Below are 15,651 nucleotides of genomic sequence, written 5' to 3'. Positions count from 1 at the left end.
TTCCCAGATGATTCTTATAATGAAGCCGCAAAAGTAGTAAATTTTTTATATTTCAAAACTTTCTACAAAAATTGAAATTCTGTGAAATGCTGATAATTGTCACATACAAAGGATTGCGTAAATGAAAAAAGGTGTAGTTTTAATTTATTAAGAATTAAAATTAGGATGAGAAATGATACAAAATCAGACAATTAAGTATTGTATTCTGAAAATATGATCTTTTTTTTCAGAAATATGAATTTTTAGATTGAAAGTTGAAGCAGATTTTGTTTTACCTTTCAGATCGGTAAATTAATATAAAAAGCGTGAGAGTACTTGAGTTTCATATTGTCCTAGCTGGTATTGAAGATATTCGTTTGCAGGATTATGCACCAAAAATTTTCAATTCAATTTCGTCTTATCAAGGGATGAAAAAGGCCATAAAAAGAAAAAAGGTTTATGTTGATGGCAAACCTGCACCAACTGGTTTGTGGGTGAAAGAGGGACAGCGAATAGAGTTGTTGGATTTGGAATTGCCGCCAGCTAAGGTTTTTGAAATGGAGTTGGAAATTGTATATGAAGACGATCATATTGCTGTTATTAATAAGCCTGCAGGAGTTTCGGTGAGCGGGAATATGTTTCGAACGATTCAAAACATGTTGCCTTTCAATTTAAAGGAATCTTCTTGCCAAGATGCTTTACCGGTTTTTCGTCCTGTTCATCGACTTGATAACCCAACTTGTGGTTTGTTGTTAATTGCAAAAACTTCTCAAGCAATTGGAGCTTTAGGGGCACAATTCGAAAATAGAACTATAAAAAAGAGATATACAGCTGTTGTTATCGGAGATTTGCCCGATAAAGGCAGAGTTGAAATGGAAGTAGACGGAAAAGGAGCCGTTAGTACATTTCGAGTGGTTAAAAAAGTTCCTTCAATTAGAAATAAATCTTTATGCATGGTTCATTTATTCCCAGAAACAGGGCGAACGCATCAATTAAGGATTCATATGGCAGAATTGGGAACTCCTATTTTGGGTGATAAGCTTTACGGTACGGAAGGAGAGATCTTACAGAAAAAAGGATTGTTTTTGTGTGCTGCAGGCCTTCATTTCGAGCATCCATTCACAAATGAAAAGATGGACCTTTCGATTGATCCACCTTATAAATTCGGGCGTTTTATGGAAATGGAAGAAAAGCGTTATAATAAATACAATCCAAATATGGAAGAGTAAATTTCTATTCAAAAAAGGCTTCTATACCAGGATATTCAAATTTCTTTTTGGCCATTTCCTGTGGGAAAATCATATATTGAACTTCTGCTTCGGAACAAACTTTACCATTGCAGTCTAATATTTCTGCATGAATATTTGCAAATTTCTTTTCTTGAGAAATTAATCGAGCTCTTACTGTAAGTAAACCATGATCGGTTAAAACTGCACCTCGATATTTGGTGTTTAACTCTGTTGTTACACCACTCGTTTGGCATTTTACAAACACAACCCAACTGGCAATTTCATCCATAATCGTGGCTTGAATCCCGCCATGCAATACATTTTTAAAACCAGACAGATGTCGCTGAGGTTCCCATTCGGCAATAATGTAATCTCCATCTTCGAAAAATTCCATTTGCAAGCCTTGCTCGTTATGAGGAGAGCAACCAAAACAATGTCCATTTTCTGTATGGATATAAGGATTTAATATTTTCTTCATGATTTTCTAATTTTCGAATTCGAAAGTAAGAAAGGATTTTTGATTTAAGAAATTCTCGCGGTAATCTATAAGCGTAATTTTAAGAGAATTTTTATTTCTGATTTTTTATTTCCATCGATTTCAGAATTTCCAGAGCCTATTTCTGAGAGGCTAGCGTATTTTGTTTGAGCGTATTTCAGGTAGATTTTACAATTTCGATTGATCTTCCAGTTAAAATTGAAGTAAAAACGACTGCCATGTAAATAATAGGCAGGAACAGAATAAGCGTATAAAATATCATTTTCGTAGGCATAAATTCTTGAATTGAAAGAGTCTGTGTCGAATAGGGCAAATCGAAGATTCATGGAAATGGGTTTCTCGGAGAATTGATAGCGAATATCTTGATAAAGTAAATAGCCAGATTCTTTAATTCCAGCTTTTTTGTATTGTGCGATTTCAATTCGATTTCTTATTTCCCAATTATCATCTAAGCGTGTAGATAAATGCAATCGATATTGATTTTTCTTTTGAATTGTTAGTCCTTTTATTATTTCAGAACTGTTGTTAATGGGTTTATTTTCTTGTTTGTATCTAAAATAAATGGAAGTAGAGCTGTTTGGCGTGAATTCTAATTGAGAAAAATATTCGTGCCCGTTACTTGGCGCATTCGCAGTATATTTTAACCATGGGAATTGAAATTGGTCGTAATAAGCTTTTATCGTCCATTTCGGAATGGGATGAAATTCCGCTCCAAAATAAAAACCTTCTTCATTTTGATTTGAACTTTGTTCAGAAAAAGCACTGGAAAAAAAGGCATGGTAATCTGGATCGTATTTTCGATAAATTAGTTCAAGGTTTAATCTTGAATGAGCTTGTATGTTGGCCCCTTGTATAAAAGCCCTTCCGCCTGATTTGCTTTGTGCTACTTCTCCAAATAAATGAATCGATTGATATTGTGTTTGGTAAGTAAGACTAATGTTCTGATTTCTTGTTCCCTTAAAGCGATAGTGATTGTAAGCCTTGTTTTCCGGAAGAATTTGTAGAGAGTATTCCGATTGTAAATAGGAGATTCCTAATTCTACCTTTTTAAGATTTAAATAAAAATAGGAGCCCAAAACTCGTTCATTTAGTTGATGTTTTTTATCAAATTCATTTAGATTTCGATGAAAACCAGTATTTACAATTGAAGAAACAGATGTTTCGATTGAATCGGAATTTAGGCTTGCATCTTTATTTAAATAGGAGGCAAATACGGCCAATTCTGAATTTTTAATTGGTGTGAGAAGCAAAGATGCACCTCTAAAGAATTGATTTTCGTTTGTCGATTTATAGCTTTTAATCCCTTGTGACTTGTTTGCATTTTGAGTTGTTAATGAGGATTTCCCTGAAGATAATCCAGACCAAAGATTTAAGCCTTGTCCAAATTTTACTTGGTAATCTCCAATGTTTATTTGTTTAATAATTCCTTTGAGCTTGTATTGGAAAAATCCAGAATAGTAATCAAATCCAGAGGAGTTCTCTCCTTTAAAGAAAGGTTCCCCTTTGTCTTTTTCAGAGGTGAATCCGAAAGTCATTTTCTTTTTAGGAGACAAGTATTGATATCGGGTATAATATTTCCAAGGACTCCCAAGAAACTTGGAGTTTGGATTTGTGCTTGTATAAGCCTTTTCCTCTTCTAAGGTTTTCTCTGTCTTTAAAAGTAACTGATGTTGAGCTTTGGGATTGCTATCAAATTCTCGTTCTGCATTTTGGGTCAGAGACACAAATGGTTTTATCATTCGAATTAGCTCTTCTGAAAATCCTGGAATTAACTGTAGTTCGTACAGACTGAAAATGGTCCCTGTTCCTTCTCTGTATTTAATAAAGCTAGCAATCTGATTTTGATTAAGAATGAATAATTTTTTGAGCTCTTTTTCATCAGCAGTATTTAAACTAATAGGATTTGTGATTAGCATATTCATTTCTTCCAATAAATTAGAATAGTCGAGTTCTTCATCACTTTGTTCTGCAATGTTTTCAATTATCTTTTCGATTAAATCGTTATTTACATTCGTGTTTTGAGAAAAGGTTACAATAGAACCAAATACAATTAGACCAATGCTTAAGCTGATTTTTTTAATGTATAACATAGCAGAAATCTAAAATGAAATGTTTACATCTGCTGTTGGAGAATAGCCCAAGACAGGATGGCGTGAAAATGAGATGTTAGTTTGTAGTAGTTTGAAAGTAAATCCCATTCCCAAACTAATCGTGTTAGGATGATTATTAATTCCTGCTCTTAGTAAAAGACGATCAGTAATTTTATATTCCATGCCAATTTTAGTTCGCATATCCTTATCCAAGTCTTTTTCAATTTCTGAACTTATAATGGTTTGATCAGATAGTTTCCATGAAAAGCCAAACCGTGCAATTGAAGGAATTTTGTCATTGTAATCAAGCATAGTAAATTCAGCTTGAATCGGATTGAAAATGTGAAAGCCAAGATGAAAGTCCGGAAATACTTCAGCTAATAAACCAGCTTCAAAAGTGTACTGACTTTGGGAGCCATATTCTGAATTGAGTTGTTTCGTTATTTGATCGAATTGTAAACCAGCCCAAAAATGTTTGCCTAAAGCTCGCGAATAGGCGACACCAATTTTAGATTCTTTGTATAGATTAAAACCAAATTGGGAATAAGTAACAGCGAAAGTTCCAAGTTTGGTGGGGTAGTTAAAATGAAATGCTTTTGTACTTAATTCTTTTGTTGCAAACCGATTTTCATAATAAGCTCCGAATGATCGTTTATTGAGTTTCGCAAGTGTAGCTTGATTGTGATAACCTCCCCAAATATCGACAAGAGCAACCGATGAATTCCCCATAGATTTGGAGCGAGCACCTGCAATATGATTTTCGGATAAGGCATTAAGGCTGTAGCAAGCGATAAGGAGGAGCAAATAAAATTGTTTCATTCTATAATGTTATTTCTATCATAGATGAATGAGTAATGTGTTAATTGAAACTGATTGGTTGGTGATGCAGTTTTAATTAAATATTACCTTATGATCTATGAGTGAATCTATTTATGATACTATTCATAGCTGTTTTATTGTTTGTAGTGGTTGTTTAGTAATTCTATTCATCAATATTAGGTGAACAAAATTATTTGATTGTTAAATATAATAAAAAAACTGCAAATCAGTATTATGATTTGCAGTTTTAATTTGAATAGAGTGATTCTATTTAGTTCGTTTTAAAATCGTATTGGATAGAAGATAATTCTTCGTTCGCTTTAACGATTTTTTCTTTTAAGCTTTCTTTGAATGCAATTACATTCTTTTGCAATTCTGCATCGCCAATTGCTAGAATCTGAGCAGCTAAAATACCAGCGTTCATTGCGCCATTAATAGCAACAGTTGCAACTGGAATTCCAGGAGGCATTTGGGCAATTGCAAGTAATGCATCCATACCATCAAGACTGGCTTTGATTGGTACACCAATGACCGGAAGTGGAGTCATAGCTGCAATTACACCTGGTAGGTGAGCTGCCATACCAGCACCTGCAATAATTACTTTAATTCCATTGTCCATTGCGCCTTTTGCAAAAACTTCAACCTCTTCAGGCGTACGGTGTGCCGATAAGGCATTAATCTCAAATGGAATCTTAAAATCGTTTAAAATTTGGGCAGCCTTTTCCATAACTGGAAGATCCGAAGTACTTCCCATGATAATACTAACTTTCGCTTTCATCGTGTTTTATATTGGTGGTTTTATAAAATTAATAACAAAAAATTGTACTTTTGCAGCAAAAATTTGGGAATTGTTTTGATTCCGAGTTGTGCATACAATGGTTGTTGTTTTTCAAGTGTAAAATTGAAAAAAAAATACGTATGTTACATAGTGGATTCGAAACATTTTTTATTCCAAGTTAAAAAAAGTACATATTTTAATTACGATACTTTAGGGCATTGCCTTAAACGCCCGATATTTCAAGGGAATCTTGAAGGGGGAAAATCGGACAACTAAGACAAAAATTGAATCAATGAAGACTGTAAAAATTCTTGATAGAGAGTTTAAGGTATCTATCCCGGCTGAGAAGATTGATAATGCTATTGCTGAAATGGCTGAGAAGATGAACAAGGATCTTGCTGGAAAAAATCCAATGTTCATTTGTATTCTTAATGGATCATTCATGTTTGCATCTGACCTGATGAAACTGATAACTGTTGAAAATGCTGAGATTACCTTTATGCGTTTGGCTTCATATGAAGGAATGGGTACAACTGGTAAGGTGAAGAAACTGATGGGTTTTACTGAAGACCTTAAAGATCGTACTGTTGTTATTCTTGAAGATATCATTGACACTGGGATTACAATGGAAAATACTTTGGCTCAAATTGAAGAATATAAGGCTAAAGAAATTTTAGTTGCAACCATGTTGTTCAAACCTGATGCACTTAAGCGTGATGTTAAGATAGACTATGTAGGTATTGATATTCCAAACGATTTTATTGTTGGTCGTGGTTTAGATTATGATGGTGTCGGTAGAAATTTGCCGGATGTTTATACTGTAATTGATAAATAAATGGTGAACATCATCATGTTTGGACCTCCGGGATCAGGAAAAGGTACTCAGTCTAAATTATTACAAGATAAATTCAATATCATTCACCTTTCAACGGGAGATGTTTGTAGAGAAGAAATAAAATTAGCAACACCAGAAGGTCTAGAAGCTAAAAGGTTAATAGATGGAGGGAACTTTTTCCCGGATAAATTAGCTTATAGAATTGTAGAAAAATTTTTGGATTCTAACAATACAGCAAAGGGTTTTGTGTATGATGGAATGCCTCGTCACGAAGGCCAAATTGAGGTTTTCGATGAAATGCTTTCCAAGCGAAATGGTGTTGTTGATTTAGTGATTGAATTAAAAGTTGAAGAAGAAATTCTGATTCAACGCTTATTAAAAAGAGGTGAGTCATCGGGACGACCTGATGATAGTGGAAGAGAAGTTATTATTAAACGTCTTAGAATTTATGACGATGTAACAGCTCCAATTGCAAAACGATATAAAGAGAGAGGTGTTTACCACTCAATCGATGCAATAGGATCATTAAATAATGTACTTGATAGAATCAGTCTTTTGCTGGAAGAATATTTGGCAGTAGAAATGATTCCAGTTGAGGTACAGAGATAAAAAATAAAAAAATGGCAGGATCTAATTTTGTAGATTACGTTAAAATATTTTGTCGCTCCGGAGCAGGAGGACAAGGATCAGCTCACCTTCATCGTGATAAGTTAACCATGAAAGGTGGACCTGATGGTGGTGACGGTGGTCGTGGTGGTCATATTATCATTAGAGCTAATGCACAACTTTGGACGCTAATTCATTTACGTTTTAGCCGACATGTTTTTGCTAAAGATGGAGGTTCTGGAGGACAGAGTAGAAGTACAGGTTACGAAGGCGCTGATGAAATTATCGAAGTGCCATTGGGAACTGTTGCTCGTGATGCTGAAACAGGTGAAGTGATTTTTGATGTGACTGAAGATGGTGAGAGCAAAGTTCTTGTTAAAGGTGGTCGTGGAGGTCTTGGAAACTGGAATTTCCGTTCTTCAACAAATCAAACACCTCGATATGCACAGCAAGGTGAGGAGCGTGTTGAACGTGCCGTTATTCTCGAACTTAAAGTTTTGGCCGATGTTGGTTTAGTAGGATTCCCAAGTGTTGGAAAATCGACTTTACTTTCTGTAGTTTCTGCTGCCAAGCCAAAAATTGCCGATTATCCATTTACAACTTTAGTTCCAAACTTGGGTATTGTAGGTTATCGAGATAATCGTTCATTCGTAATGGCAGATATTCCTGGAATTATCGAAGGAGCACACGAGGGGCGTGGTTTGGGTTTACGTTTCTTACGTCATATCGAGCGAAATTCAGTTCTGTTGTTTATGGTTGCTGCTGATAGTAACGATATTCACAACGAATACAAGATTCTTCTAAATGAACTGAAACAATTCAATCCAGAACTTTTAGATAAAAAACGTTTATTAGCTATAACGAAGTCTGATATGTTGGATGAGGAGTTGAAAGACGAAATTGAGTTAGATTTGCCAGAAATTCCACGTGTGTTTATTTCTTCCGTAGCCCAAAAGGGACTTATGGAGCTAAAGGATATGATTTGGAGAGCTATTAACAGCTAAAAAATACGCTTGATATTTTAGATAAAATTGACGAAGCCTCTTCTCCAAATTTGATTGGATAAGAGGCTTCTTTTTATTGAAGAAATTGTAAAATTTAAAGTCAAACACATATTAATGTTAAATAAAATCGCTTTTTTTCAATTAGTATTATTTGACTTTATTCTAATTTATTTTTTTTAACCATTCCTTTTTTTGTTGATTTTTAAAGGGATAGGTGTTCTGAGATTCCATCCAGATTGCATTTTTTGACTATTTTCAACAGCCTGTTGATAAACAACTTTCTAACGAATCGTTCTTTTAGCTATATTTGTAAAAACGCGATTTTTCATGACAGCTAAATATTCAGAAGATTCAATTAGAACACTTGATTGGAAAGAACATATTCGCAAACGTCCTGGTATGTATATCGGTAAGTTGGGTGATGGTTCTTCTCATGACGATGGTATATATATCCTGATTAAGGAGGTTATCGATAACTCTATCGATGAATTTGCTATGGGGATTGGAAAATCAATTCATGTTGATATTACTGATCGTACGGTTTGTATTCGAGATTATGGTCGTGGTATTCCTTTAGGAAAAGTAATCGATGTAACTTCGAAAATGAATACGGGTGCTAAATATGACTCTGCAGTATTTAAGAAATCTGTAGGATTGAATGGTGTTGGTATTAAGGCTGTAAATGCACTCTCAAATGAATTTGTTGTAGAATCGTTCCGCGAAGGAGAAGTAAAGAAAGCTACTTTTTCAAGAGGAGAGTTGGTGAACGATGATGAAATTCAGCCAAGTGAAGAAAAAAATGGCGTTAGAATTACTTTTCATCCCGATCAGGAGATGTTCTCGAATTATCGCTTTATAAGCGAGTATATTGAGACAATGCTTAAGAACTACGTTTATTTGAACGCAGGCCTTTCAATCTATTTTAATGGTAAGAAATTCTTATCTAAAAATGGACTTCTTGATTTGTTGCATGAGAATATGAGTAGCAAAAGCCTTTATGAGGTTATTCATCTTAAGGGTGAAGATATCGAATTGGCTATGACCCATGGACATCAATATGGTGAAGAATATTATTCGTTTGTTAACGGACAACACACAACTCAAGGGGGTACGCACTTGGCAGCATTTCGAGAGGCAGTTGTAAAAGCCATTCGCGATTTTTATAAGAAGGATTTTGATATTTCTGATATCAGAACATCCATAATTGCGGCTATCAGCATAAAAGTTCAAGAACCGGTTTTCGAATCTCAGACTAAAACCAAATTGGGATCTAAGGACATTGGCCCTGATGGTCCATCTGTTCGAAACTTTATAATGGATTTTGTGACATCTAATCTAGATAACTATTTACACAAGAATCCAGAAGTAGCAGATGCCATTCATAGAAAAATTCTAGAATCGGAGAAGGAGCGAAAAGCGATATCTGGTATTAAGAAAATAGCCAAAGAAAGAGCTAAAAAAGCGAATCTGCATAATAAGAAATTACGTGATTGTCGGGTTCATTTTAATTCGACTCACGAGAATAAATCTGAAACAAGTATCTTCATTACCGAGGGTGACTCGGCGAGTGGGTCGATTACAAAATCACGATCAGTAAATACACAAGCTGTTTTTAGTTTAAAGGGTAAGCCTTTGAATACATATGGTCTGACAAAGAAAATTGTATACGAAAATGAAGAGTTTAATCTTCTGCAAGCCGCTCTCAATATTGAGGATGGTCTTGAGGGTTTGCGCTACAATAATGTGATTATCGCAACGGATGCCGATGTCGATGGTATGCACATTCGATTGTTGTTGATTACTTTCTTTCTTCAGTTTTTTCCAGATGTTGTGAGAAGTGGTCATTTGTACATTCTTCAAACACCTTTGTTTCGAGTTCGTAACAAGAAAACAACGAAATATTGTTATTCTGACGAAGAAAAAGATAGAGCAATGAAACGTTTGGGAGCTAATGCTGAGATTACCCGATTTAAGGGTTTGGGTGAGATCTCTCCTGACGAGTTTAAATATTTTATTGGGAAGGATATTCGTTTAGATCCTGTTTTAATGAAAAAGGAAGAATCAGTATCCGATATGCTTTCATTTTATATGGGAAAAAATACGCCCAATAGGCAGGAGTTTATTATTGAAAATTTGCATGTTGAGCGAGATGAGGTGTAAACCTGCAGTAAGTAATCCATTTTGAATTAAAAAAACCGAAATACCTCTATGAATAACGACGAGACAAACGATATGGAAAACCCGGAGGAAATTGAACCTAGTGTAAATGGGGAGCAATCCGAAGCGATGAGGAATGTGACCTATCTGTCGGGGATGTATGAGAATTGGTTTTTAGATTATGCTTCATATGTAATTCTTGAACGTGCCGTTCCTTATGTAAACGATGGCTTAAAGCCTGTGCAACGTAGGATTTTGCATTCAATGAAGAAACTTGATGATGGCAGATACAATAAGGTAGCTAACATTATTGGTAATACCATGCAGTTTCATCCTCACGGAGATGCATCTATTGGTGATGCTTTGGTTCAATTGGGGCAGAAGGATTTGTTGATAGATATGCAGGGAAACTGGGGGAATATCCTAACTGGAGATTCTGCTGCGGCACCTCGTTATATCGAAGCACGATTGTCCAAATTTGCTCTTGAGGTTTTATTTAATCCTAAAACGACCAATTGGAAGCAATCTTACGATGGTAGAAACAAAGAACCCATTACTTTACCTGTTAAGTTTCCATTGCTTTTGGCACAGGGTGTTGAAGGTATTGCTGTTGGATTGGCGTCAAAGATATTACCTCATAACTTCAATGAACTTTTAGCAGCTTGTATAGCTTATTTAAAGGGAGAGGAATTTGAAATTTATCCAGATTTCCCAACCGCTGGGATGGTTGATGTAAGTCGATATAATGATGGATTACGTGGTGGCGCTGTAAAGGTGCGAGCACGTATTGAGAAAGTTGATAATAAAACTCTTAAGATTGTTGAGATTCCATTTGGGAAGACAACATCGACCCTGATTGATTCGATTATTAAAGCGAATGACAAGGGTAAGATTAAGATTAAAAAGATTGATGATAATACAGCGGCTGATGTTGAAATTTTGATTCATTTGGCCAATGGTATTTCGTCTGATAAAACTATAGATGCGCTTTACGCATTTACCGATTGTGAGTATTCTATTTCGCCTAATGCTTGTGTTGTAGAGGAGGATGTGCCTAAGTTTATAGGTGTTCAGGAGATATTAAAGCGTTCGGCTGATAAAACGGTTGACTTATTAAAGCTCGAACTTGAAATTCGTAAATCAGAACTTGAAGAAGCTTGGCATTATGCTTCTTTGGAACGAATTTTTATCGAGAATAGAATCTATCGCGATATTGAGGAATGTGAAACTTGGGAATCGGTAATCGAAACAATTGATAAAGGACTTAAGCCACACACGAAGCATTTAATGCGTGCTGTGACTGAAGAGGATATTGTTCGATTGACAGAAATTAAAATTAAACGTATTTCTAAATTCGATATCAATAAAGCGACGGATTATATCAAGTCTATTGAAGATGAGATTGAGGAAATTAAAGTTCATATCGCCAATATTATTCCATTTACGATTCGTTATTTCCAATCGATTAAAAAGAAATACGGTAGAGGAAAAGAGCGTAAAACTGAAATTAGAAGTTTTGATAGTATTGTAGCAAGTAAGGTTGTGGTTGCTAATGAAAAGCTATTCGTAAACTATAAGGAAGGTTTCCTGGGAACAGGTCTTAAAAAGGACGAGTACTTATGTGATTGTTCTGATATTGATGATGTGATTATTTTCCGTAAGGATGGTACTTATTTCATAACCAAAGTAGCGGATAAGTTATTTATTGGTCAGAATATTATTCATATAGCTGTGTTCCGTAAGAACGATAAACGTACCATTTACAATGTCGTTTATCGTGATGGAAAGGCTGGGGTTACTTATGCGAAACGATTTAATGTTACGGGCTTAACTCGTGATAAAGAATACAACCTAACCAAGGAAACTCCAGGATCAAGAATTACTTATTTTAGTGCTAATCCTAATGGTGAGGCAGAAGTTATTCGTGTAGCACTAAAACCAAAAGCTCGTTTAAAGAAAACTGTTTTTGAGTTCGATTTTGCCGAATTAGCTGTAAAAGGGCGTGCTTCCATGGGGAATATTCTAACCCGAAACGACGTTCATAAAGTAACCTTAAAGCATGAAGGAGTTTCTACGCTTGGCGGTCGTAAAATTTGGTTCGATACAGATGTGTTAAGATTAAATACGGATCAAAGAGGTGACTTTATTGGTGAATTTTCTGCTGATGAAAAAATCCTTGTTGTTACTCGTCCAAACTCATTTCATTTTACAAGTTTCGATTTGAGTAATCACTATTCTGATGATATCAGTATCATTGAAAAATATGAAGTTGAAAAAATATGGTCAGCGATATTTTATGATGCCGATCAGGAATATTACTATCTGAAGCGTTTTAACATGGAAGGAAATGGCAAGGCCGTAAATTTCTTAGGTGAAAATGCTGAAAATAAATTGCTTTGCTTAACCGATGAGCAATATCCTCGATTCGAAATTTCGTATGGTGGTAAAAATGCCGATCGTCCAAACGACATCATCGATGGAGAAGAATTTATAGGTGTGAAATCGTATAAAGCAAGAGGAAAAAGATTGTCGATTTATGATATTGCAGAAATAAAGGAGATTGAGCCATTGCCACGTGAGGAAGAATTTGATGTAAATGGGATTGAGAACAAAGTGGATGTAGATGTCGTAGAGGATAATGAGAATAATCAATAATGCTTATTCTTTAAAAGATAATTGAATGAGGATATTTTTGATTGGATATATGGGGTGTGGTAAGTCGAGATGGGGCAAAATTATAGCCGAGCATTATGGCTTTCGTTTTATTGACTTGGATACTCATATTGAAGAGAGAGAAAATGCTACAATTCCTGAGATTTTTAGTCAGCATGAAGAGTCGGGCTTTCGTTTAATTGAACATGAGGCCCTCGAATCTATTCGTGAAGAAGAGAATGTAATTATTGCAACAGGTGGTGGAGCGCCATGTTTTCACAACAATATGGAAACAATGAATAGTTTGGGCACCACTTTATTTGTAGAGTGCAGTCCTCAGCTTTTACAAGAAAGAATTTCCAATTCAGATAATGAGCGCCCTTTGGTCATGCACCTATCTGAAGATGAATTGTTGAAATACATCATCAGGCATTTGAATAATAGAATACCATTTTATGAGCAGGCGCAGTACAAGTTGGTTTCTGGAAATTTAGAAATCGAAAATTTCACCGCTATACTAGATCCGATTATAAAGTCTTAAGCAAGCCAAGTTCAAATTCGTTTAATGTACCAAGTGTTTTATTGGCGATTATGAATTTATTAAGATTGGTCGCTTCTTTTTCAGGAATGGCAATGCATTTCATGCCTGCTGCCAATGCTGAAATTACACCATTCAAGGAATCTTCAAATACAAGACATTCATCAGCTTGAACGCCAAGCATTTTTGCTGTTGAAATGAAAGTTTGAGGATGAGGTTTGCCATATTCTTCGTATTCGGCAGAATGAACAACTTCAAAATAATCTTGAATTTGTAATTTTTTCAATACTGCAGAAATAATTTTCATTTTTGATGATGAGGCCAATCCTATCTTGTATGGTGAATTTTTAAGGTTTGAAAGTGTTTCATAAACGCCACTAAGAGCTTCTCCTTTTTCAATTACCAATCGAATTACATTCTCAACAATGTCTTCAACAACTTGTTCTTTTGGGACCTGATTCCAAGGAGTTATTTTATGCATGGTATCAACAACTTCATCAATTCTCTTTCCCATAAACTGTTCAAACATTTTCTTGTTGACATCTAGTCCTAAGGAGGAGAAAACTTTGGTTTCACTTTCTTGCCAAAAGGGTTCTGAGTCTATCAATAACCCATCCATATCAAAAATTACGGCTTTAATCATATTGCTTCCTGTATTTGAGTGGCAAATGTAGCCTTTTTCGATAAAAGAGAAGATTAAAAAATTGTTAAACTGTTAATATTTGTTAAAACTACAAGAGCTAGGTTAGATAGGTAGCCTTTTTTTTAAATTTGTTAGAAACCAATACGAAATTCTTTCTTTATGGATATTGTCGTTGAACATCTAACAAAACGTTATGGACCACAAAAAGCGGTCGATAATATATCTTTCAGAGTTAAAGCTGGAGAAGTCTTAGGATTTCTCGGTCCCAATGGAGCTGGAAAAACGACTACAATGAAAGCTCTTTCATGTTTTATAATGCCTGAGGAGGGCGATGTGAAAATTGGAGGCTACTCTATTCGTGAGCACCCGGAAAAAATCAAAAAACATATTGGTTATTTGCCTGAGAATAATCCTTTGTATCAGGATATGAATATCATCGATTTTTTGGAGTTTATTGCTAAGGTTCATCAGATACCTAAGCATTTGATTCAGGAAAGATTGCTTGATATGGTAAAAGTTTGTGGTTTGGAAGGGGAAAAGCACAAGTTGATACGAGAATTATCTAAAGGTTATCAGCAAAGAGTAGGTCTTGCTCAAGCTTTAATTCATGATCCTGATATCTTAATTCTGGATGAACCTACAACAGGATTGGATCCGAACCAAATTGTTGAAATCCGAGAGTTGATTAGGCGAATTGGTAAGGAGAAAACAGTGATTTTAAGTTCTCATATTTTGGCCGAAGTTGAAGCTACCTGTGACCGTATCATGATTATTAACAATGGTCGTGTTATAGTAGATGGAACAGCTGAAGAACTAAGAAAACAAGCTCAGGGGAATGAGATATTAAAATTAGGCGTTAGCGGAGGAGAGATAAAAGATATATTTGATCAATTATTAGAAATTGAGACGATTGATTCAATCGATCTGATTGATGAGGAAAAGCAATTGTTCGAAATTCAGTCGGTTCCGAATGAATCATCGGTGAAAGCTATTTTTGATACTTGTGTAGCAAACAACTACTATATTACTGAGTTAACACCGATAGAAACTAAGCTGGAAGATATTTTTAGGGAACTAACCCTTCATTAAATTTTTATGAAGCAAATTATACACATTGCCAGTCGCGAGTTGAGTACTTTTTTCGATTCATTAACTGCTTATGTTTTAATCATCATGTTTCTAGGTTTTAGTGGATTCTTCACTTGGATCTATGGAGACGATATCTTCTTTATAGGTGAGGCTAACCTGAATATATTTTTCACTGTTGCTTACTGGAGTTTGTTTATTTTTATTCCTGCTTTAACCATGCGTTCTATTGCAGGGGAGCTAAAAGCGGGAACTTTAGAATTATTGCTAACAAAGCCAGTAAGTGATTGGCAATTGATTTTTGGAAAATTTTTATCAACCTTATTGCTGATTGTTATTGCATTAGCACCTACCGTAATTTATTATTTTACTTTGTGGGCAATTGGTCCAGTCGATCATTCTGCAATTTTGTTAGGATACGTGGGCTTGCTGTTAATGAGTATGGTTTACATTAGCATTGGTTTGTTGACTTCATGCATTGCATCTAATCCAATAATAGCTTTTTTATCTGCTCTTTCTATCGGAGTGTTTTTCCATATTATTTTTGATGTGTTAGCTTCTAATTTTGTTGGTTTTCTAGGAGGTGTGTTTAGTTACCTAAGTTTGTCAACTCATTTTCAATCCATCTCTAAAGGTGTTGTAGATACTAAAGATTTGGTTTATTTCTTTTCAATTATTTTCTTCTGTTTGTTTACTTCAAAAATGATTTTGTCGAATCGTAATTTATAAGCTCAGATTT

Annotated in this window: 14 protein-coding genes; 9 read left to right on the top strand and 5 right to left on the bottom strand. The window is 35.0% G+C overall.

Annotated features, from left to right (window positions below; translation table 11 throughout):
* Positions 1 to 305 precede the first annotated feature (305 nt).
* Positions 306 to 1,208, top strand: coding sequence for an RluA family pseudouridine synthase (locus L3049_RS09755; protein WP_275109618.1), 903 nt, complete (start codon positions 306 to 308; stop codon positions 1,206 to 1,208).
* A gap of 4 nt (positions 1,209 to 1,212) precedes the next feature.
* Here L3049_RS09755 and L3049_RS09750 read toward each other — a convergent pair whose 3' ends face one another.
* From L3049_RS09750 to purE, 4 genes are all read right to left on the bottom strand, one after another.
* Positions 1,213 to 1,686 carry a PaaI family thioesterase gene (locus L3049_RS09750; protein WP_275109617.1) on the bottom strand — a complete coding sequence of 158 codons (474 nt, stop codon included), beginning with the start codon at positions 1,684 to 1,686 and terminating at the stop codon, positions 1,213 to 1,215.
* A gap of 65 nt (positions 1,687 to 1,751) precedes the next feature.
* The gene (locus L3049_RS09745; protein WP_275109616.1) at positions 1,752 to 3,794 is read right to left on the bottom strand and encodes a ComEA family DNA-binding protein; all 2,043 of its coding nucleotides are present in this window, start codon (positions 3,792 to 3,794) and stop codon (positions 1,752 to 1,754) included.
* 9 nt (positions 3,795 to 3,803) lie between these two features.
* On the bottom strand, positions 3,804 to 4,613 hold the full coding sequence (locus L3049_RS09740) for a PorV/PorQ family protein (protein ID WP_275109615.1): 810 nt from the start codon (positions 4,611 to 4,613) through the stop codon (positions 3,804 to 3,806).
* A 271-nt stretch (positions 4,614 to 4,884) separates the two neighbouring features.
* Entirely contained in the window at positions 4,885 to 5,391 is a 507-nt protein-coding gene (purE, locus tag L3049_RS09735; RefSeq protein ID WP_275109614.1) for a 5-(carboxyamino)imidazole ribonucleotide mutase, read from the bottom strand.
* Between the two features lie 292 nt (positions 5,392 to 5,683).
* Here purE and hpt point away from each other — a divergent pair, with 292 nt between their 5' ends.
* From hpt to L3049_RS09705, 6 genes are all read left to right on the top strand, one after another.
* Positions 5,684 to 6,226 carry a hypoxanthine phosphoribosyltransferase gene (gene hpt, locus L3049_RS09730; RefSeq protein WP_275109613.1) on the top strand — a complete coding sequence of 181 codons (543 nt, stop codon included), beginning with the start codon at positions 5,684 to 5,686 and terminating at the stop codon, positions 6,224 to 6,226.
* Positions 6,227 to 6,835, top strand: a complete 609-nt coding sequence (locus L3049_RS09725; RefSeq protein ID WP_275109612.1) for an adenylate kinase — start codon at positions 6,227 to 6,229, stop codon at positions 6,833 to 6,835. It abuts the gene before it with no gap.
* Positions 6,836 to 6,846: 11 nt separating this feature from the next.
* Positions 6,847 to 7,836, top strand: a complete 990-nt coding sequence (gene obgE, locus L3049_RS09720; protein WP_275109611.1) for a GTPase ObgE — start codon at positions 6,847 to 6,849, stop codon at positions 7,834 to 7,836.
* A 327-nt stretch (positions 7,837 to 8,163) separates the two neighbouring features.
* Positions 8,164 to 9,996 (top strand): DNA topoisomerase IV subunit B, encoded by a 1,833-nt coding sequence (locus L3049_RS09715; protein WP_275109610.1) that lies wholly within the window; start codon positions 8,164 to 8,166, stop codon positions 9,994 to 9,996.
* A gap of 48 nt (positions 9,997 to 10,044) precedes the next feature.
* The gene (locus L3049_RS09710; protein ID WP_275109609.1) at positions 10,045 to 12,648 is read left to right on the top strand and encodes a DNA gyrase/topoisomerase IV subunit A; all 2,604 of its coding nucleotides are present in this window, start codon (positions 10,045 to 10,047) and stop codon (positions 12,646 to 12,648) included.
* A 25-nt stretch (positions 12,649 to 12,673) separates the two neighbouring features.
* Positions 12,674 to 13,186, top strand: coding sequence for a shikimate kinase (locus tag L3049_RS09705; RefSeq protein ID WP_275109608.1), 513 nt, complete (start codon positions 12,674 to 12,676; stop codon positions 13,184 to 13,186).
* On the opposite strand, the gene hxpB is transcribed toward L3049_RS09705, so the two are convergent.
* Positions 13,173 to 13,826 (bottom strand): hexitol phosphatase HxpB, encoded by a 654-nt coding sequence (gene hxpB, locus L3049_RS09700; protein WP_275109607.1) that lies wholly within the window; start codon positions 13,824 to 13,826, stop codon positions 13,173 to 13,175. The two genes, L3049_RS09705 and hxpB, sit on opposite strands and share 14 nt — an antisense overlap.
* 159 nt (positions 13,827 to 13,985) lie before the next feature.
* Between hxpB and L3049_RS09695 the strand changes: the two genes are divergently transcribed.
* Complete coding sequence (locus L3049_RS09695; RefSeq protein WP_275109606.1) at positions 13,986 to 14,915, top strand: ATP-binding cassette domain-containing protein; 930 nt, start codon at positions 13,986 to 13,988, stop codon at positions 14,913 to 14,915.
* Between the two features lie 6 nt (positions 14,916 to 14,921).
* The gene (locus L3049_RS09690) at positions 14,922 to 15,641 is read left to right on the top strand and encodes an ABC transporter permease subunit (RefSeq protein ID WP_275109605.1); all 720 of its coding nucleotides are present in this window, start codon (positions 14,922 to 14,924) and stop codon (positions 15,639 to 15,641) included.
* The last annotated feature ends 10 nt before the right edge of the window (positions 15,642 to 15,651 follow it).

Origin of the sequence: Labilibaculum sp. DW002 (assembly GCF_029029525.1) — a bacterium.
Taxonomy (GTDB): domain Bacteria; phylum Bacteroidota; class Bacteroidia; order Bacteroidales; family Marinifilaceae; genus Paralabilibaculum; species Paralabilibaculum antarcticum.
This window is presented reverse-complemented; position numbering and strand designations above follow the sequence as displayed.